This window comes from Kitasatospora sp. NPDC059648 (genome assembly GCF_042734825.1).
In the GTDB taxonomy this organism is placed as follows: Bacteria; Actinomycetota; Actinomycetes; order Streptomycetales; family Streptomycetaceae; genus Kitasatospora.
This window is the reverse complement of sequence record NZ_JBHWDU010000117.1, coordinates 1-18,553: the sequence shown is the minus strand read 5'-3', so window position 1 is coordinate 18,553 and position 18,553 is coordinate 1. Positions and strand designations below refer to the sequence as shown.

The 18,553-nt window shown below is 69.7% G+C and carries 15 protein-coding genes and 3 pseudogenes; 14 read left to right on the top strand and 4 right to left on the bottom strand.

Annotated features, from left to right (window positions below; all coding sequences use genetic code 11):
* Positions 1 to 263: 263 nt before the first annotated feature.
* From ACFV1W_RS37125 to ACFV1W_RS37110, 4 genes are all read left to right on the top strand, one after another.
* Positions 264 to 1,586, top strand: coding sequence for a DUF3631 domain-containing protein (locus ACFV1W_RS37125; protein WP_380421697.1), 1,323 nt, complete (start codon positions 264 to 266; stop codon positions 1,584 to 1,586).
* Positions 1,587 to 2,061: 475 nt separating this feature from the next.
* Complete coding sequence (locus ACFV1W_RS37120) at positions 2,062 to 2,877, top strand: DUF2637 domain-containing protein (RefSeq protein WP_380421696.1); 816 nt, start codon at positions 2,062 to 2,064, stop codon at positions 2,875 to 2,877.
* A gap of 232 nt (positions 2,878 to 3,109) precedes the next feature.
* Entirely contained in the window at positions 3,110 to 3,844 is a 735-nt protein-coding gene (locus tag ACFV1W_RS37115; RefSeq protein WP_380421695.1) for a MobC family plasmid mobilization relaxosome protein, read from the top strand.
* Between the two features lie 8 nt (positions 3,845 to 3,852).
* Positions 3,853 to 5,574 (top strand): relaxase/mobilization nuclease domain-containing protein, encoded by a 1,722-nt coding sequence (locus ACFV1W_RS37110; protein ID WP_380421694.1) that lies wholly within the window; start codon positions 3,853 to 3,855, stop codon positions 5,572 to 5,574.
* A 129-nt stretch (positions 5,575 to 5,703) separates the two neighbouring features.
* Here ACFV1W_RS37110 and ACFV1W_RS37105 read toward each other — a convergent pair whose 3' ends face one another.
* Together ACFV1W_RS37105 and ACFV1W_RS37100 are read right to left on the bottom strand one after the other, a co-directional pair.
* Positions 5,704 to 6,117 (bottom strand): NUDIX hydrolase, encoded by a 414-nt coding sequence (locus tag ACFV1W_RS37105; protein WP_380421693.1) that lies wholly within the window; start codon positions 6,115 to 6,117, stop codon positions 5,704 to 5,706.
* Positions 6,114 to 6,344, bottom strand: a pseudogene (locus ACFV1W_RS37100) (NUDIX hydrolase); the annotation flags it as partial. The gene ACFV1W_RS37105 and the pseudogene ACFV1W_RS37100, both read right to left, overlap by 4 nt.
* A gap of 85 nt (positions 6,345 to 6,429) precedes the next feature.
* On the opposite strand from ACFV1W_RS37100, the gene ACFV1W_RS37095 reads away from it, so the two are divergent.
* The 9 genes and pseudogenes from ACFV1W_RS37095 to ACFV1W_RS37055 all read left to right on the top strand — a co-directional run.
* A complete protein-coding gene (locus ACFV1W_RS37095; protein WP_380421692.1) occupies positions 6,430 to 7,746 on the top strand; it encodes a helix-turn-helix domain-containing protein in 1,317 nt (438 codons plus the stop codon).
* Positions 7,747 to 7,850: 104 nt separating this feature from the next.
* The gene (locus tag ACFV1W_RS37090; protein WP_380421691.1) at positions 7,851 to 8,051 is read left to right on the top strand and encodes a hypothetical protein; all 201 of its coding nucleotides are present in this window, start codon (positions 7,851 to 7,853) and stop codon (positions 8,049 to 8,051) included.
* 59 nt (positions 8,052 to 8,110) lie between these two features.
* Positions 8,111 to 8,851 (top strand): hypothetical protein, encoded by a 741-nt coding sequence (locus ACFV1W_RS37085; RefSeq protein ID WP_380421690.1) that lies wholly within the window; start codon positions 8,111 to 8,113, stop codon positions 8,849 to 8,851.
* A 2-nt stretch (positions 8,852 to 8,853) separates the two neighbouring features.
* On the top strand, positions 8,854 to 10,158 hold the full coding sequence (locus tag ACFV1W_RS37080) for a UDP-N-acetylglucosamine 1-carboxyvinyltransferase (protein ID WP_380421689.1): 1,305 nt from the start codon (positions 8,854 to 8,856) through the stop codon (positions 10,156 to 10,158).
* Positions 10,159 to 10,160: 2 nt separating this feature from the next.
* Entirely contained in the window at positions 10,161 to 11,204 is a 1,044-nt protein-coding gene (locus ACFV1W_RS37075) for a serine hydrolase domain-containing protein (RefSeq protein ID WP_380421688.1), read from the top strand.
* Between the two features lie 8 nt (positions 11,205 to 11,212).
* Positions 11,213 to 12,247: a UDP-N-acetylmuramate dehydrogenase gene (locus tag ACFV1W_RS37070; RefSeq protein ID WP_380421687.1), complete on the top strand. Its 1,035-nt coding sequence runs from the start codon at positions 11,213 to 11,215 to the stop codon at positions 12,245 to 12,247.
* A 159-nt stretch (positions 12,248 to 12,406) separates the two neighbouring features.
* The gene (locus ACFV1W_RS37065; RefSeq protein WP_380421686.1) at positions 12,407 to 12,970 is read left to right on the top strand and encodes a peptide deformylase; all 564 of its coding nucleotides are present in this window, start codon (positions 12,407 to 12,409) and stop codon (positions 12,968 to 12,970) included.
* Between the two features lie 359 nt (positions 12,971 to 13,329).
* Positions 13,330 to 14,232, top strand: a complete 903-nt coding sequence (locus ACFV1W_RS37060) for a phosphotransferase (protein ID WP_380421685.1) — start codon at positions 13,330 to 13,332, stop codon at positions 14,230 to 14,232.
* Positions 14,233 to 14,271: 39 nt separating this feature from the next.
* Positions 14,272 to 14,382, top strand: a pseudogene (locus tag ACFV1W_RS37055) (NUDIX hydrolase); the annotation flags it as partial.
* A 42-nt stretch (positions 14,383 to 14,424) separates the two neighbouring features.
* Here the strand turns inward: ACFV1W_RS37055 and ACFV1W_RS37050 are convergent.
* Positions 14,425 to 14,559 (bottom strand): annotated as a pseudogene (locus ACFV1W_RS37050) (transposase); the annotation flags it as partial.
* Between the two features lie 167 nt (positions 14,560 to 14,726).
* On the opposite strand from ACFV1W_RS37050, the gene ACFV1W_RS37045 reads away from it, so the two are divergent.
* Entirely contained in the window at positions 14,727 to 16,505 is a 1,779-nt protein-coding gene (locus tag ACFV1W_RS37045) for an IS481 family transposase (protein ID WP_380421698.1), read from the top strand.
* A gap of 230 nt (positions 16,506 to 16,735) precedes the next feature.
* Here ACFV1W_RS37045 and ACFV1W_RS37040 read toward each other — a convergent pair whose 3' ends face one another.
* A complete protein-coding gene (locus tag ACFV1W_RS37040; RefSeq protein ID WP_380421684.1) occupies positions 16,736 to 17,953 on the bottom strand; it encodes a DNA cytosine methyltransferase in 1,218 nt (405 codons plus the stop codon).
* Positions 17,954 to 18,553 lie beyond the last annotated feature (600 nt).

Below are 18,553 nucleotides of genomic sequence, written 5' to 3'. Positions count from 1 at the left end.
TCTTTGCCTTTTTTTGTTGTTCTTCGCGGGCGTTTTGCGGTGGGGGGGGGGGCCCGGGGGGGCCCCCGCGGCCCGCCCCACCACCGCCAAGGCGCAAGCAATCCCTGCCAGTTGAGGGGGCCGGGATCCCCGGCCCAATCACCCCAGGGCGCACGAAGGCCCCCGGTGCTGCGAACACCGAGGGCCAGGCGAAGTCCTTACCCACGACCTTCATCGGCGGCGCGCGACGGATCAGGTCCCGCGCCCCAGTCTGGAGCTTCAGCATGGAGTCTACGTCCCACCGGCCCGATCCGGCAGCTTCCACGGTGAGTTGGCCGCCGGGCGCCAAGCCCGGCGAGCCCGGATCCTTCCTGCCGGGTCAACAGCCGGAGCCTGTGTCCACAACCTGTGGACACGGTGCCGAGGCGGCGCCCGCCGAGCCCACCGCCCCGGACAGGACCGACCTGATACCTGATGCGGAGGCGACCGAGGGTGCCGACCTGCTCGCGCAGCTGAGGGCCCAGATCGCGAAGTTCGTGATCCTTCCCTCCCAGCAGGCCCTGGACGCCGCCACGCTGTGGGTCGCCGCGACCCACCTGCAGGGCTCGTGGCAGCACGCCCCACGCCTGGCCGTGGTCGGCCCGGCAAAGCGCTGCGGCAAGTCCCGCCTGCTCGACGTGCTCACCGAGACGGTGCACAACCCCGTGGCGACGGTGAACTCGTCTCCGGCCGCGATCTTCCGCTCGATCAGCGAGGAGCCGCCCACCCTGCTGGTGGACGAGGCGGACACGATCTTCGGCAGCCCGAAGATGGCCGAGAAGAACGAGGAGATGCGCGGCCTGCTCAACGCCGGGCACCAGCGCGACCGCTACGTCCTGCGCGTGGTCGGCAAGGAGCACGCCCCGGGCAGGTTCCCCACCTTCGCCATGGCGGCCATCGCCGGCATCGGCGACCTCCCCGACACGATCATGGACCGCTCGATCGTGATCCGCATGCGCCGCCGCGCCGAGGGCGAGCGCGTCTCCCCGTATCGCACCAAGCGCGACCGCCCCGCCCTGCACGCGATCCGCGACAAGATCGCCCGTTGGGCGGCACCGCTCGCCGACCAGGCCCTGTGCCTGGAGCCCGCCATGCCGGTCGAGGACCGCGCGGCCGACACCTGGGAGCCCCTGGTGATCGTCGCCGATCTCGCCGGAGGCCCCTGGCCCGGCCATGCGCGCCAGGCGTGCAAGCGCATGGTCGACGCCGAGGCGAAGGCGGAGGAGGACAACGCCGGCGGCGCACGGATCCTCGCCGACATCCGCCGGATCTTCCACGCCAACCGCGAGGCGGACAGCCTGACCACCGACCAGCTGCTGCGCGAGCTCAACGACAACGCCGAGGCCCCGTGGGCCGAGTCGTCTCGGGGTGGGCTGACCCCGCGCGCACTCGGCGCGATGCTCCGCGAGTTCGGCATCACCTCCGGCAACGTGCGCGTCGGCGACGGAACCCAGCGCAAGGGCTACACGCGCCACAAGTTCCTCGACGCCTGGCGCCGTTACTGCCCCACCGTCCACCCCGTCACCGCGGCCACGGCCGAGAGTCCGGGCACGGGCAGCAGAGGCTGACCAGCCTCCCCGAACTGCCGTCCCTGCCGTCCCTGCCGTAACAGCGCAGGTCACGGCACCTGCCGCCGGGACGGAACGGCCGCCCAAGACGGAAACGCGCCCACCCCGGGACGGCAACACCCCGCCTGCAAGACGGCGCGTGGGACGGCAGCCGTCCCACGCCGCCAGCGGCCCGCCGCCGCCCGAACCACGGCGCGAGCGGCGGGCCGCCCCGGGACGGGAACCACAACCGTCTTGTGCCGTCCCAGCCGTCCCTGCCGTAAAACCGCAGGTCAAAGGCCCTTCCGCTGGGACGGATACGGGACCCAAGACGGATACGCGCCGTGTCCCGAACCTGAACAGCGCCGCGCCCACGGTGCTGCCGGCCAGCCGCGCCCGCCCCAGCCCAGAGCCCGTCCGACAGCGCCAAGACGGCAAGACGGCAAAGACGGCAATCCCGCAAACCACCACCCGATCCGCGAGGACCACCTTCCGCATGACCGCCACCAACCCCATACGCCCCCGCCTGGACGCCGTCCTCGTGCAGGCCGCCATCGCGGGCGCCCTGTCCTTCGCCCACCTCCACGACATCGCCGAAGCCGCCGGACAACACGGCTGGAAAGCCTGGGCCTACCCCGTCTCGGTCGACCTACTGCTCGTCGCCGCCTGGCACCGCATGCGGACCCTGCGCGCCACCGGACACCCGGCTGGCACCGCCTGGACCTGGTTCGCCATCGCCCTGACCGCCTCCCTCGGCGCGAACGTCGCCACCGCTGGCCTCCTCGACCTCGACCACGTCTCCGCCTGGCTGCGGATCCTGGTCGCCGGATGGCCCGCCCTCGCCTTCTTCGGCGGCAGCCTCCTCGCCCACAACACCACCACGACCAAGGCCCCCGCCGAACCCGAACCCGCCAAGGACGAACTCCCGCTCCACGAAAACCCCGAGCCCTCCCCGGCACCCCAGCCCGTACCAAACGTGGAGCAGGACGGCCTGTCCAGCCCCGCGCCGGTGGCTGAGTGCAGGGACGACGTCCCGGCCTCCGATGAAGAACCGGCCGCGCCTCGCAAGCGCACCGGACGCCCACCGGCGAAGACCATGGACCAGCTCGTGGAGATGATGCGGCCGGTCGTCGCCGAGCACGGTGTCAGCGTCGCAGTGGTCGAGAAGGCCGTCAGCGACGCCGGGATTCCGATCAGCAGCAAGCGGCGGACGGAGCTGATGACGCTCCTGCGGGATGAGCAGGCCGACCCTCAGCCCGACCACGCCGACCGCGAGCCTGAGCAGGCGCGTGAGCACCCGGTGCCCGCCTGACGCGTCACCGCTCCATAGGTGGCCGCCCGCCAACGACCCGCACGGCGCTTGGCGGGCGGCCCCTTCACCGCCAAGTGGTCTGGCGGATGTCCACCTCGTGGTCAGCGAGATCCGCCAAAGCACCGGATCACCCTTCCGCCGAACCGGTCGCCGCCCGATCCGGTCCGTGCGCCGCGTTCGCATCCCGCTCGCACCACAGCACCTCGACGACCCCGCAACAGGAGATCAGCCCGTGACCGACACCCAGTACCCGCGCGGCGCCGCCAGCGAGAGCGCGAAGGAGAGGAAGAAGTCCCATACCGTGAAGGGTCTTTGGCAGTGGGCGTTCGGCAACCGTGCCCCTGGCGGAGCCAGTAGTACCGCGTGTCCGACTCGTGGCCGGACTCGCGGGATCTCCGCCCCAGGGGTGGCGGAGACGGCCCAGCGCGAGGGCGCGCCGGGCCAGGAGGTCGGGGCCGAGGGCGGCCCCGACCCGGACAAGCTCCTTGCCGTCCAGCAGCAGATCCTCGCCGACGTCCGCCCGACCGAGACCGACAACGAGTCCTCCGACCACAGCACCGCCGATGATGCCGCGCCGAAGAACCGCCGCTACACCGGCACCAAGCGCGAAGAGCGCGTCGGCCCTCTGCGGTTCGAACCCGAGGAAGAGCCTCGGCTGCGTGCTGCTGCCACCGCAAACGGCTACCGCGGCTTGTCCGGGTTTGCCGCCGACGTTGTCCTGGCCTTCATAGCCGGCCGGTTCTTCATCGACCTGCCCCTGGCGGAAGAACGCCGACTCATCCACGAGTTCCGCGCCCGCGTCCTGCGCCAGATCAGCGGTATCGCCAGCAACGTCAATCAGATCGCCCGGGCCCTCAACGGCGGATACGAGCCACCGGTCGACATCCGCCGCACCCTCGACGAACTGCACGGCCTGCTCACCGAGATCGCCGAGGCCCTTCGCCAGCCCGCCAGCCAGGAAGACTGAACACCGTCGTGATCGCCCCCATCAAGAACCCCGGCTCCAACACCCGCGGCCTGCTCGCCTACCTCTACGGCCCTGGCCGTCACGACGAGCACCGCGACCCGCACATCGTCGCCGGCTTCGCCATGCTCGCCATGCCCGACCCCGGCCGAGACGAGAACGCCACCCTCACCCAGCTCACCCGCTACCTCGACGAGCCCGTCCGCCTGCGCAACAGCGAGCCCGGCAAGAAGCTCACCGACCACGTCTGGCACTGCCCCGTACGCGCCGCCCCCGAGGACCGCTACCTCTCCGACGCCGAGTGGGGCGAGATCGCCGAGCGCATCGTCCGGGCCGCCGGCATCGCCCCCAAGGACGACGACCTGGCGTGCCGCTGGATCGCCGTGCGCCACGCGGACGACCACATCCACGTCCTCGCCACCACCGTCCGCGAGGACGGCCGCCGCCCCAAGCTCCACAACAGCGGCCAGCGCGTCGGAGCCGAGTGCCGCGAGATCGAGAAGGACTACGGCCTGCGCCAGCTCGGGACCGGCGACCGGACCGCCGAACGCCGCCCCACCCAGGCCGAGATGCACAAGGCCAAGCGCCTCGGCTGGGAACAGACCAGCCGCGAGTGGCTCCAGGGCCGCATCCGCGCAGCCATCCCCCACGCGAGCAACGCGGAGGAACTTCTCGCCTACCTCCAGGCCTATGGCGTCGAGGTCAAGACCCTCCGCTTCCCGTCCGGCGACCTTCGGGGCTACTCCGTCGCTCGCTCCGGAGACCTGAAGGCCAACGGGCAGCCCAACTACATCCCCGGCGGGAAGATCGCCCCCGACCTGTCCCTGCCCAAGCTCCAGGCGCTCCTTGAAGCCGGCAAGCCGGAGGAGCACCCCACCGCCCACCGCAACAAGCCCGCCACCCCCTGGCAGCGCGCCACCGATGCCCTCGACACCTTCACCACCGACCACGACACCACCGGCGACAGTGGTGACGCGCGTGCGCAGGCGCACATCACCGCCCTCGGTGAACTGATTGCGGCCACCGCCCAGACCGCGCCCCAGGACCTGCGCGCCGAACTCCGAGCAGCAGCAAAGACCTTCGCCCGCGCCCAGCGCTCCCAGATTCGTGCAGACCACACGGCGGCAGCCGGTCTGCGACAGGCGGCCCGCGACCTCGTGCACGCCGGCAGCGGCAAGGACGGCAGCACCCTCGCCGTTCTCGTCGCGGCCCTCGTCTGGGCCGCGATCCTCTCCCAGCGCTGGCACACTGCCAAGGGCCATGCTCAGCAGGCCGAAGCCGCGCGCCGAACTGTCCAGCACCTCCAGGCCGCGTACGACCAGGCCGCCGCCGACCAGCTCGCCTTCCTCGCCCAACGCCAGCCCAAGGAGCAGACCCGCAACACCCTCGCCAGCGACGTCCGCGCCGCCATCCCCGACCACGCGACACGGATCCTCGCCGACCCCAACTGGCCCGCCCTCGCCACCGTCCTGGCCGACGCCGAAGCCGGCGGCCACACGCCCCACCAGCTCCTCACCGAGGCCGCCGCCCGCCGCGAACTCGGCAGCGCCCGCCTGCCCGCCAAGGTCCTCATCGCCCGCATCCAGCACACCAGCTACAACCCCGCACCCAACCGCACCGTCGAAGCCGCGCTCCTGCGCTCGCCTGCCACCCCGACCGTCCGCCATCACGCCACCAGTCCGACCACTGCGGCTGCCCTCCAACAGCCCGGGACCCAGTCCCGACGCCGCTGACCATCAGCGACCGGAAACGATCGGCTACGACGGGCTCCTGGCCGGAACGACCTGGAACTAGGTCAACGGCCATGTGGGCGGTCCACCAGTCGGTGGACCGCCAACAGGGCCGTTTCCGTTGAAGTTTGATCAGCTATCGAGGGTGGCGTTCAGGTACTCCTGCACCGGCTCGAAGAGCCCGTACGGCACGTACTCGGAGATCTCGGCGAGGGCCACCCACGCGAGCTGGTCCAGCTCCTCCGTGTCGACCACCTCGGCTGTGCCGCTGACGATCTCGCAGGCCGTGTACGACATCAGCCGACCAGTCTTCGGGTGCACCCGCTCGCCCAGGAGCTTGACGGGGGCCACACCCAGTCCGGTCTCCTCTGCGGTCTCGCGGACGGCCGCCTTCTCGGACGACTCGCCGGCCTCGATCTCACCGGCCGGGAACTGCCAGGAGAGCTGGCCCTCGCTGACCCGCCGCCGGACCATCAGAACGCGGCCTTCGTGGACCACGATCGCGGCGGCAATGCCCGGGCGTTCCTCCGCAGTCTGCTGTGTCACGTCTGCTCCTCCAGGACGGCCAGGATGGGTGGGAAGATCGTATCGGCGTCAATGAAGCGGGTCACCGAGTTTCGAGGAACCCACATCACGTCGACGTTCTCGACGGCGTCGCTGTTGGTTGCCTCGCCGGCCAGGTACTCGCACAGGAAGTACTCGCACAGCACGCCCGTAACAGGGTGGAGGCGGCTGCCGAGGCCCCGCCGGACAGCACAGTGGACGCCGGGTTCGATCCGAAAGCCCTACACCATGGCCCCCGATCGTCGGTACGGTAGCGGCCTGTAGCTGATTGGGTACGATCCGCGGGGGCCTGCGGTGGGGGACAACGGCAAGACGTTCGGAGCATTCATCTCGCTCCGGCGGTCGACGCTGGGGTGGACCCAGTTGCGGCTGGCCACCGAGGTCGGCCGCAGTGAGGACTGGATGTCCCTGGTCGAGCGGGACATGCAGCAGGTCAAGGATCTGACGCTCCTCCAGCGCTTCGCTGAGGTTCTGGGTGTCGACCTCACCGAGCTGATCGCCCTGCCGCAACCGGCCGCCGACCGGGCGAGATCACGCCCTCGAAAGCCCGCCTCCGCTACGCTGACGAGCACTTCCGCTGCCGAGGAGGACGATGTGCGACGCCGCCCGTTCCTAACCCTGGCGGCTGCCGCCCTGTTCACCCCAGCCACTGGTCAACAGGCCGCGCACGCTGACTCGATGGCACCGTTAGCCGGCCTGGAAGACCTCCTGCTTTACGGGACGGATCGAATTCCCGCCCCTCGCCGTGAGCCAACCCAGGAGTCCGTCGCGACTTCGCTGGTGACGTCGCGCCTGGAGTTCAAGGCGGCCCGGTACGACGCCCTCGCCGAGGCTCTGCCGGGCCGAATTGCGGCTGCCCAGTTGGTCGGTGCAGCCGAGGAACGCGCCCGCAACGTCGCCCAGCTCTACAACATCGCCGTCCGGCTGTGCATCAAGATCGGCGACAGCAACCTGGTTGCCATCACCGCTGACCGCGCGCTGACTGCCGCCCGGGCAGGCGGAGATCCGCTGGTCGTTGCCGAGGCACAGCGCATGGTCTCCAGCGCCTGGCGCCGCCAGGGCAGCCTGTCTCGGGCGACCGACATCGTGGTGGTCGCGGCCGAGGACCTGCTCGCGGACAACTCAGTTCCAGAAGCCGCCCGTTTGGCCGCCCGCGGCGACCTGTACGCCACCGCCGCCTACACCGCCGCGAAGACCGGTGACCGCTCCTACGCCCACGCCCTGATCCGGGAGGCCGCCGACAGCGCCGCCGCTGCTGGCCGGGCTTCCGGCTTGACGGATGGCATCCAGGGCGTCGCCCTACACGAGCTGTCGGTCCACTACGAGCTCGGCGACGCCGGCCAGGCAATCGAGTTGGCCAGGACCATCGACCCCACCGCGCTACCGACCGCCGAGCGACAGGCCCGCTTCTTCACCGACGTGGCCCGCGCATTCGACCAGTGGGGCAAGCCCGAGCAGTGCTTCAAGGCCCTGCTCGCCGCCGAGGAGGCCGCCCCGCAGGAGATCCGCCGGGGCGCCGTCCGCGACCTCGCCGCCAGCCTGCTGCGGCACGACCGCAAGCTGCCCGGCGTTCGGGACTTCGCCGCCCGAGCGGGCGTGCAGATCGTCTGACCCGTAGCAGGATTACGGCCCGTAGCCTGGCTACGGATCCGGTCTTCGGCCTGGCAGTTCACTGGGGAACGTCCACTCCCGCCCCTGCTGCCGAAGGCCTTCGCATGCCAACGCACAGCACCTCCCTGCCCTCCGTCGGCCCCCAGCACGCCGCCGAACCGGACCGCGACCGGTTCGGCGCCTTCCTGACTGCCTCCTGGGCCGCCCTGCACCTGCCCGTGCTGGCCTTGCTCGGCCTCTCGGTCCACCACCAGGTCGAAGCCCGTTTCCAGGCTGCGGCGACCGCGCCGGAGCCCATCTCGTAGGTCATGACGACCGCCAGCCCCCCTTCTTCCGCTCGCTCGCCCGAGAGGAGAACCAGCCCATGCACCGAGTGCCAGAAACTCCCATGATGAGCGCCGAGTTGGCGCGCATCGACTACCGCACCACCCCCGAGTACTACATCGACACCGAACAGGTCACCGACCCCGTGGTGCTGCACCTGTTGAGCTGCTGCCCGACCGTGTTCGGCCTCAAGAAGGCCGTCGCGGACCTGCTGGCCGGGCACCTGGACATCACGCTGCCCGAGCCCGTCGGGGTCATCGAGCCCGGCGCCACGGTCCGCGGCCAGGTGATCGCGGCGGCCGGAGCCGTCATCGCCGAGGGCGCGTTCGTCACCGGCCCGGTGCTGGTCTGCCCCGGCGCGGTGATCGAGGCCGGCGCCCGGGTCCGCGACAACACGGTCATCGGGCCTGACTGCCGGATCGGCTTCGGCGCCGAGGTCACCCGCTCCTTGCTGACCGGTGGCGTCTTCATGAAGCACACCAGTTTCATTGGGGACTCCGTACTCGGCCTCGGCGTCAACATCGGTGCGTTCGTGTCCACCACCGGCCTGCGGGTCACCTCAGGGCCGGTCACCGAACCGGCCACCGAAGAGGTCTGCGCTCACCTCGACGGCCGCCGCGTCGCCACCGGCCAGACCAAGTTCGGCGCGGTGATCGGCGACGGCGTGATCGTTCCCGCTGGCACCGTGCTCCAGCCCGCCACCCTGATCGGCGCGCACACCCTGCTCTACCCGAAGACCCAGGTCGGGGGCTTCTTCCCGGCCGGAAGCCAGGGAAGGTGACCATGCCCACCACCGACACCACCCCGACGACCGGCGAGCGGGCCGTGCGGATCACCGGCGGCCGCCGCCTGGCCGGCACCGCCACCGTCCAGGGCAGCAAGAACATCGCCCTGCACCTGTACGCCGCCGCGCTCCTCGCCGACGACCCGCTCACCCTGGCCGGTGCGCCCGAGATCCTGGACACCCTGGTCGTCGCCGACATCCTGCACCGCACCGGCACCCGCGCCACCGTGACCGGCGACGAGTTCGCCACCCGCCCGGCCGACTCCTACTTCCCCGTCATCCCGGACGACCTCGGACGGCGCATCCGCACCACCGCGGTGATGGGCGGCGCCCTGCTGGCCCGCACCGGCAAGGTCACTTTCCCCACCCCCGGCGGGGACGCCTTCTGTGCCCGCTACATCGACCGGCACCTGGCCGCGATGGAAGCCGCCGGGGCCGAGGTCGAGGTGAACCGGGGCCGGGTGCGGGCCCGCTTCACCGGCAAGCGGCTGCCGTTCATCACCGACGCCGAGACCCGCTCGTGGGGGCCGAGCCTGGGTGCGACGGTCACCGCGATGCTGCTGGCCGCCCGCACCCCGGGCACGTCCGCGATCCTCAACCCCAGTGTGGAGCCCGAGGTCACCCACACCGCCGCCCTGCTCTCGCAGGCTGGCGTCGGCATCGAGTGGCGCGGCAGGAAGGCCCTGAACGTCACCGGCACCGACCGCGTTCGGGGCGGGGTGTTCACCGTGCCGCCGGACCGGCTGGAGGCCGCCACCCTCGCGCTGGCCGTCGCCATCACCGGCGGCACCGTCCACCTGAACGGCTTCCCGCCGGCCGCGTTCCCGGACGGGCTGGTGTCGGTGTTCGCCGACGCGGGAATCCAGCTCGACCCGCTGGACGGCGGAACGGCGGTCAGCACCCCGGCCGGGCCGCGGCCGGTGCAAATGGCCACCGGCCCGCACCCGGGCTTTCCGACCGACGTGCAGCCGCAGCTGACCGCCTTCCTCACCCAGGCCGAGGGCACCTCCCGCATCGACGAGCGGATCTACACCCAGCGCGACACCCACCTGCCGGCCCTGGCCGCGTTCGGCGCCACCGTCAACGCGACCGGCTCGGTGATCACCGTCCGGGGCCGGTCCGCGCTCACCGGCGCCGACGTGGCCGGGGAGGACATCCGGGCGGTGACCGCTCTCGTGATCGCCGCCCTAGCCGCCGAGGGCACCTCTACGATCCGAGGGATGTATCACCTGCGGCGCGGATACGGCAGCCTGCTGCCGAAGTTGGCCGCGCTCGGTGCCGACCTGACGATCGACCAGGAGTAGCCGTGACCAACACCGTGCCGTGGACCCCGAACGCGCTCGCCGATCTGCGCGAGTGCCTGGACCTGATGACCGCTGACGGCACCGTGCCAGGCGGGATCATCGCCCACGGCACCTTCGACACCGAGCCCGGCTACCTGGCCTCCGGCGTCGTCGCCCCCGAGTGCGGCGACGCCCGGCCGGGGCCGGACACGGTGTACGACGTGGCCTCGCTGACCAAGGTCCTGGCCACCTGGCCGCTGGTCGGCACCTCCCTCATGGACGGCTTCACCCTGGACACCCCGATCCGCGAACTGCTGACCGGCATCCCGGCCGAGGCGCCCGGAGGCAAGGTGACGGTTCGCCAGGTGCTGGCCCACACCTCCGGCCTGCGGGCCGACACCCGCCTCGACCAGTACCGCAACCGCACCGAACCGCTGGCCGAACTGATCTGCGGCGAGGACCTGATCGCTGAACCCGGAGCCGGACACCGCTACATCAACCGCGGTTTCATCCTCCTCGGCCTGGCCCTGGCCCACTACCGCTGCCAGCGCCTGGACGAACTCGCGACCGAGCTCTGGCAGCACCTCGACATGACCAGCACGACCTACGGACCGGTACCCCGCTCCGCCCAGGTCGCCCCGACCGAGCAGCGGTTGACCGGCGGGCCCCGACTGTGGGGGATGCCGCACGACGACAACGCCGCCCTCCTCGGCGGAGTCGCCGGCCACGCCGGGGTGTTCACCACCCCGGCCAACCTCGCCACCTTCGCCACCCACCTGCTGACCTCGCACGCCACCGATGGGCCCCTGGGCCGCTGGCTCGCCTACAGCATGCGGCCGCAGGCCGCGATCGAACCCGGCCTCGACCGGGGCCTGGTCTGGATTCTCGCCGACGAGGGCCGGGTCGCCTACCACCACGGCTTCACCGGCACCAGCCTCTACCTCGCCCCGGCCACCGGCCGCTACCTGGCCATCTGCACCAACGCCGTCTACCACCACCAGGACAACCGCACCCGCCTCGCCCCGCTGCGGACCCTCGCGCTCAAGGCGATCACCGACGAACCCTAGGAGGCCCCATGCCAAGCCCCGCGCTTGCGTCCCTCACCACCCTGCGGCTCGGCGGCCCAGCCAGCGACGTCCTGCAGGTCGCCGACCCCGACGACTGGTTCGAACTGGTCCGTACGATCGGCGACCGGCAGGAGGACGCACCCCTTACCCTCGGCCACGGCAGCAACGTCATCGCCTCCGACACCGGCCACAAGGGCACCGTCGCCGTGATGAAAACCCGGGGCATCACCGTGAAGCGGGTGGACGACGACACGGTGGCCGCGACCGTCCAGGCCGGCCACCCGCTCGCCGACCTCGTCCAGTGGGCCACAGCCGAACACCTCGCCGGAATCGAGTGCCTGGCCGGCATACCCGGCACTGTCGGCGCCGCCCCCGTCCAGAACGCCGGAGCCTACGGCCAGCAGATCTCCGACACCCTCGACCACCTCACCGCATGGGACTGGGACATGGGCCGACTGCGGACCCTGCCCGCCCAGGCATGCCGCCTCCGCCATCGCGACAGCCGCTTCAAGAACGACCCCGGCCGCTGGACCATCCTTACCGCAACGTTCCATCTCACCCGCTCACCAGCTGCGCCGATCACGTACCAGCCGCTCGCCGACGAACTCGGCGTCCACGTCAGCGCGCGACCGCCCGTGGCCGAGGTGGCCACCGCCGTCATCGCCAACCGCCACCGCCGTGGACTCCTCCTCGACCCCCACGGTCCCGACGCCCGCCAGGCCGGATCGGTATTCCTCAACCCATCCGTCACCGCCGCCCAGGTCGCCCGTTGGTCGGCTGCCGGCTGCCCGGTCCACACCGACAGCGACGGGCAGCTCCGGGCCAGCGCAGGCTGGCTGCTGGAGCACACTGGCTACCGCCCCGGCTACAAGATCGCAGACGGCATCCGCTGCTCGGAACGCCGCACCCTCACCCTCACCGCCCACAGCGGGGCGACCGCGGCGGGCTTCGCCCAGGCCCTTACTGAACTTTCGGCGCAGGTCGAGATCGCAACCGGGATCTCGCTCCGCCCCGAGCCGATGCTGGTCGGTGCCTGGGCATAAGGAGCCTTGTGGGAACCAGGACCTCCATGACCGCCGAGACCGTGTCCCTCCGCACCGCCATCAGCAGCCACGACGACGGCGGGCGCCGGCACTTCGCCCGGGGCACCGACGAATGGCGCTTCCGCGCGCCAACAACCCGCAGCAGACCAAGGAGATCAGGTGATCGAGGTGCGGCCCAGCCAGCAGATGCAGTCCCTCGGCGTCGTCCAACAGGGCACCCCCATCCTCAACCGCCCCGCTGAGCCCTTCGACCTTCCAGCCGAACGTGCCGGCGCCCAGGCCGTGATCGACGAGCTGTTCGCTGCCGTCGAGCGGATCGGCCAGGTTCACTCCTTCGCCAAGGGCATGGGCCTCGCCGCCTCACAGATTGGTATCCCTCGCTCCGCCGCCCTCGTCCTTCCCCCGGCTGCCGGCGCAGACCCGATCATCCTGCTCAACCCGGAGATCACCGCTGTCTCCGACGAGACCGACGAACAGTACGAGGGCTGCCTCAGCTTCTTCGACGTCCGAGGCATGGTCCCCCGCCCACTCCGCATGGACGTCACCGCCACTACCCTCGATGGCACCATCACCACCGTCGCCTACGAGTTCGGCCTCGCCCGTCTCATCGCCCACGAGATCGACCACCTCGACGGACTCCTCTACACCGACCGCATGCGCCCCGACGTTCACCCGATCCCGGTCGAGGAGTACCGGGGGACGGGCTCGACCTGGTCCTACTGATCACTGCACCTGGCCGCCGGAGCGTGTCGATTGGCGTCCGGCCAAGCCCAGCAATTTGCCCATCGGTTTGCTCCAGTCCGGGTCATATTGGGCTTGAACCTCCGCGGTGGTCAGGAGAATTCGAAGTCCGGCGGGTTCGCGTAGTCGTCGCCCGGCCAGGGCCGCAGCGTCGCCCGCCGATGACACCGAGGCATCGAGACATCGGCCGCCGCGCCAGCCGCGGGCCCACGATCAACGACGCGCTGACGGCGTCTGCTTCGTCCAGCCCGCTGACCTCGACCGCTCGTCGCGTGCCCGCCGTTGCCGCCCGGCCGGTGTGCCTGCTCCACGCCAACTCGGCGCTACGGAAGGATGGATGGATGAGCGACTGGGAGTTTGTGAAGGAGAGAACCGCCACTGGCGGCGCGGTGTTAAGGTCAGCCGACGGCCTGCTCTACAAGCGAATCGGCGGCGAGGACCTGCGGGCGGAGTGCGAGTTCCAGCAGGTGGCCGCTGGCCTGGGCTACCCCGTCCCGGAGATCGTCGACAGCGGGTCCGAAGGCGGAAGCTACTTCGTCGTCGAGCGAGCCATCGGTGATACCGCGCTGCACGAGGAGGCTTTGGCCGATGCCAGGCGGGACGGGCAGGTCAGCTACCAGGTGATCAGCACGGCTGCCGCTGTCGCATCGTGTCTCTTGCGGGCCCAGGCGAGGCACCCCTTGCCCTCGACGCCGTGGTTCGAGAAGGCGGCCTTCGCCCCCGAGGTCTTCGAGGAGAACCCGGACTTCGACATCCCGCGGGTTCACGAGGCGGTCAAACACGCCCTCGACCGGCTGGCTCAACTTCCGATGGTGCACGGGCACCTGGACTACGGCCTGCCCAACGCCCTCAGGGCCGGGGTCATCGACTGGCAGCATCACGGACCGGTCCCGCTCGGCTATGACGTCTACCCCGCGCTCGACATCGTGGCCTTCAAGGGCGGAGGCAAGGGCTACACGATCACCCCGGAGCAGCGCGCCACCTACACCGCCGCACTCGACGAGACCACCGCATCCCTGATCGGGCGGCGCGTGAGCGAGCACCTGGGCGACTTCCTGCTCGTCAAGTGCTTCTTCTTCCTGGCTCTCATGCGGCCCACCGACCCCGCACGGCACGACAAGCACATCAAGTGGCAGTACCGCCGCGCCCTCTTCACGATGGGACTTGATCAGTATGGGTCGTCCAACACGATCGACACCGGCGCCTTCCCTACCCTGGAACGGTTCACCGCTGAACACCGGTAGGCCGGTGCCCACCGTCTGACCAGGAGGGGTCCACCGCACATGGGCAGGACCGAGTACTACAACGACCCGAACGCCCCCAAGGCCAACACCCTCATCCCTGCCAGCAACCTGCTCGTCGTCGACGGCTCCGGCGCCACCCTCTGCAGCAAGAACATCTCACCCGCGGACAGCAGTTGGGCGGCACTGACCCGCGCCGGTCCGCTGTCGAAATGGGATCCCGTTGATCACCTTGCGATGGTCGTTCCAGTGTCCACCCCGCCGGCTGCTTCCTGGCAGATGCGGTGCCAGCCGGTCCCACTCATTGTTCGTCAGATCACCCCGCCCCACTGTCAACGGCCTTGAAGGTCTCCCCGTAGTGTGCAGTCCCACGAGTTGTTGGACAGATCTGTCCCGGTTGATGCTTGACGGTCTCGGCACATCCTGGACGGCTGCTGCTCGTTGAGCTCGGTGTGGCTGAGGAGCGTGGACAGGAGCCGGTGGACGACCGGCGGTGGATGGCCGAGCACCGGTACCGCGCGGTGCTTCAGGTGCTCGACGGGGTGCCGGTCGCGCAGGTGGCTCGGCAGACCGGCGCCTCGCGGCAGTCGGTGTACACCTGGGTCGACCGGTACCACGCCGGCGGCCTGGACGCTCTGGTAGACAAGTCCCGGCGACCGCATGTCTCACCGCACCAGGTGGCCGCCGAGATCGAGGCTCTGGTCTGCGAGTTGCGCCGGTCCTACCCGAGGTGGGGTGCCCGCCGGATCGCGCACGAGCTCGGTCAGCGGGGGCTGGTGCCGGTGCCCGGACGCTCGACCGTCCACCGGATTCTGACCCGGCACGGCCTGGTCAACCAGCAGGAACAGAACCACCGCCGTGTCTACCGGCGCTGGCAGCGAGACGCTCCGATGCAGTTGTGGCAGCTCGACCTCATGGGTGGGGTGTTCCTGGCGAGCGGCCGGGAGTGCAAGCTCGTCACCGGCATCGACGACCACTCCAGGTTCATCGTGATCGCCAAGGTGGTCGCGGAGCCATCCGGCCGGGCCGTGTGCACGGCCTTCGCCGAGGCCATGACGGCCTACGGGGTGCCCTCGGAGGTGCTGACCGACAACGGCAAGCAGTTCACCGGACGGTTCACGAAGCCGGCCCCGGCCGAGATACTGTTCGAGCGGATCTGCCGGGAGAACGGCATCACCGCCCGGCTGACCAAGCCGCGCTCGCCGACCACCACCGGGAAGATCGAGCGATTCCAAAAGACACTGCGACGTGAACTACTCGACCACGTTGGCCAGTTCGCCGACCAGGGCACCGCCCAGGCCGCGATCGACGCCTGGGTGCACGCCTACAACCACACTCGCCCCCACCAGTCATTGGGCATGGCCACTCCGGCCAGCGTGTTCCGTCCGACCCCGGTGGAGGAGGCGCCACAGAAGCATGAGGTCCACCTGCCCGTCCCGATCGAGGCGCCAGCGAATGCGGTCGCCGAACTGCTGGCGCCACGCCTGCCCGCTCTGCTGCCCTCGCCGCGGCTGCCCGTCGACGAGTCCCAGATCCGGGCCGTCGAGTTCGAGATGCTGATCTCCGGGATCGGACGGCTGTGCTTGCCCGGCGGCCAGCAGCTGAAGTTCCCCGCGGCCCTCGGCGGGCGCACAGTGACCGTGTGGGCCGACGACCGCAGCATCCACGTCTTCCTCGACGGCGAGCTCCTGCGGACCCGCCCCTCCCAGTTCACACCGGCGGACCTGAAGGCCCTCGTCCAACGAGGCGGACGGATCGCCGGACCCGAGCCCGCGCCAGCCGCGCTGATGTCGGGGCCGATGATGGCGCACGCGGTGGTCGAGGTCGACCGGATCGTCGGCCGTGACGGCGACGTCGGCCTGGGCGGTGAGCGGGTCAAGCTCGCCTCACATCTGGCCGGACAGCAGGTCACACTGCGTCTCGACGGCCAGCTGATGCACGTCATCGCAGACGGCAGAGTCGTGAAGACCCTGTCAGCACCGGTCCCTATCGAGCACCGGGCACAGATCAGCGGCGCTCGCGCGCCCCGCACCGCCGTCGTCCCGCCGTCCGCCCAGGCCCTGCGAGCCCAGCGGCGAGTGCCCGCCGACGGCGTGGTGATGGTCGCCGGCCAGCGGCTGCGGGTCGGCCGCAGCCACGCCGGGAAGACCGTGGTCATCGTGATCGAGGACACCGTCTTCCGGGTCCTGGACGGTGACGTCGAGCTGTCCACGCACGCCCGGACCAGCGACAAGCCGGTCACCCAGTTCAGAGCGACCGCCTACAACCGGAACTGACGGCTGCTTGTCCAAGATCTCCCGGTGACGTCCAGCATCTCCTGGAACCAGTCTGTCCAAGATCTCGCGGGACCTCACATATGGGGAGCTTTTCATGGCCGCCGTCACCCCACACCAGGCGCAAAGAGCCCGGCATCGGGAAGTCACGTGATCCGCTGGACAAACCTAGGCCACCAGGGGGCATTTCACCTGCCTCAAATGCCCTCGGATGGAATCAACCCGCTGCAGGCTCAGCAGGCGAGGTCGACAGCAGAGGCAGTGAAGTCGTCCTCAAGCAACAGGGGAGCGTCGTCCTTCGTCTGCAGAACGTCAGCGTCGAAGAGCTTGGAGGTCAGCGCCTCGGTCAGAGGCGGGGGTACGGCGTTGCCGATGATGACCTGAACCTCGGTGCGAGTCAGCTCATAGCGAGGCTTGGCCCTCTCGTCGACGAAGTTGAAATAGTCCGGGAAGCCCTGGATGCGCGCGGCCTCGTGGGCGGTGAGGCATCGGGGGACACCAGGGTGGACAAAACGTCCGCGACCCATCGTCGCGAAACCGCTGGTAATGGTCTGAGACGGACGGTCCCACCACAGGCGACCATACATTGAGGTGTAATTGTGCTTACCCCGGTGACACTTGGGACGCTCTTCGTTCGGCAGATTGTACTCGTCGTTCTCGAAGAGATAATTCATACGCCGCTGGTTATCCGCGTTGGGCACGGCAGCTTCATCGAAGAAAGACTTCGGTTGAACGCCGAGCAGGTCGCCGATCGCCCAACGCAGGTCATAGGGCGTGGCATCACGGTCTTCGATCTGCAGCAAGTCAGCAGCCGAAACACCAGCCGGTAGCGCGTCTGCGCGGACGGCCAGCAGTATGTGGCGCTTGCGCGTCTGGGCGACCCCGAGCTTGAGTAGGTCGATACGACTGGTGGCGACGTCGTATCCAAGCTTCTTGAGGTGAACGATGGCGCGGGAGACCACCTGCTGCTTGTCATTGACAACGGCCAGCACGTTCTCAATGACGACTGCACGGGGGCGCAGAACCTCTGTGGCGCGAGCCATGCGCAGATACAGTCGGTTTTTGGGATCATCGCGGCGAGTGTGGTTGTTGAGGTTGCTGTGCCCCTGGCACGGCGGCCCGCCGATCAAGAGCTCCACCTCACCCACCGTGGAGAGAGTCTCGGCCTCCTGAGCGGTCAACGAGGCGCCGAGGTCACCGTCGAAGTAGGACTCGACGGTTCCTTCTTGGACGTTGGCCTTGGGAAAGTTGGCCTTGAAGACCTTTGTGGGAGCCGCCTCGAAGTCAACTGCGAGGCGAACATCGAGCGAGACGTCATACTTGTGGGCCGCCTGAGCAATACCGAGGGTGAGACCACCGCAGCCGGCGAAGAGATCTACGACTCGCAGGGAGCCGGTGCCCTGCTCAAACTTCGGCCGGCGCTTGGCCCGCAAGGGGTGCCGCTCACCCACGTTTAACCCCCATCTGCGCTTGCATGTAGAACCGGCGGAACGAGCGGTCATTGTACTTGATCAAGCATGAGCGCGCGCGGTAGACCAGGTACCAAAGAGCTCGCAACACGAGCATGCTGCTTGCTTGTTGAGCCGTGGTCGGCAGATGAGGGTGCACGCGAGTGAGATGCGTGAGTCGTGGAGGTTGAGGCGTAGTTCCCAGCGGACGGTGAGGCGCTTGGACTGGTGGAGCCGGGCTAAGGCCTGCCCGATGACGTAGCAGAGCTTGCCCAGCCCGTCGATGTCGGGCTCGCCTTGACATGAGATGACGGGCGGGACCCGTCGGCGGGTCAGCTCGCGACGCACGTGTCGGCTGTCGTAGCCCTTGTCCCCGAGAAGTTGACTTGGCCCGCTTGCGCGACCGCCAGGTTGGCCCGCGACAGGCGGCACACTGTCGGAGGCGGACACGTAGACGCCCGTCCAGTCGATTCGCCGGGCCGCGTCGAGCTCCACGAGCAGTATCGGTACTGGGCTTGATTCGCTTTGACGGACACCCCTGATCAGGGGCTTCGGCCCCGGTAAGGATGATGTCCATCATGGAGAGCATGGGGAAGAAGAAGC

Excerpts from the sequence above, each read along its gene's own strand:
- ACFV1W_RS37125 (WP_380421697.1), top strand. The coding sequence starts at position 264 with ATGGAGTCTACGTCCCACCGGCCCGATCCGGCAGCTTCCACGGTGAGT.
- ACFV1W_RS37120 (WP_380421696.1), top strand. The coding sequence starts at position 2,062 with ATGACCGCCACCAACCCCATACGCCCCCGCCTGGACGCCGTCCTCGTG.
- ACFV1W_RS37090 (WP_380421691.1), top strand. The coding sequence starts at position 7,851 with ATGCCAACGCACAGCACCTCCCTGCCCTCCGTCGGCCCCCAGCACGCC.
- ACFV1W_RS37085 (WP_380421690.1), top strand. The coding sequence starts at position 8,111 with ATGCACCGAGTGCCAGAAACTCCCATGATGAGCGCCGAGTTGGCGCGC.
- ACFV1W_RS37080 (WP_380421689.1), top strand. The coding sequence starts at position 8,854 with ATGCCCACCACCGACACCACCCCGACGACCGGCGAGCGGGCCGTGCGG.
- ACFV1W_RS37070 (WP_380421687.1), top strand. The coding sequence starts at position 11,213 with ATGCCAAGCCCCGCGCTTGCGTCCCTCACCACCCTGCGGCTCGGCGGC.
- ACFV1W_RS37060 (WP_380421685.1), top strand. The coding sequence starts at position 13,330 with ATGAGCGACTGGGAGTTTGTGAAGGAGAGAACCGCCACTGGCGGCGCG.
- ACFV1W_RS37045 (WP_380421698.1), top strand. The coding sequence starts at position 14,727 with ATGGCCGAGCACCGGTACCGCGCGGTGCTTCAGGTGCTCGACGGGGTG.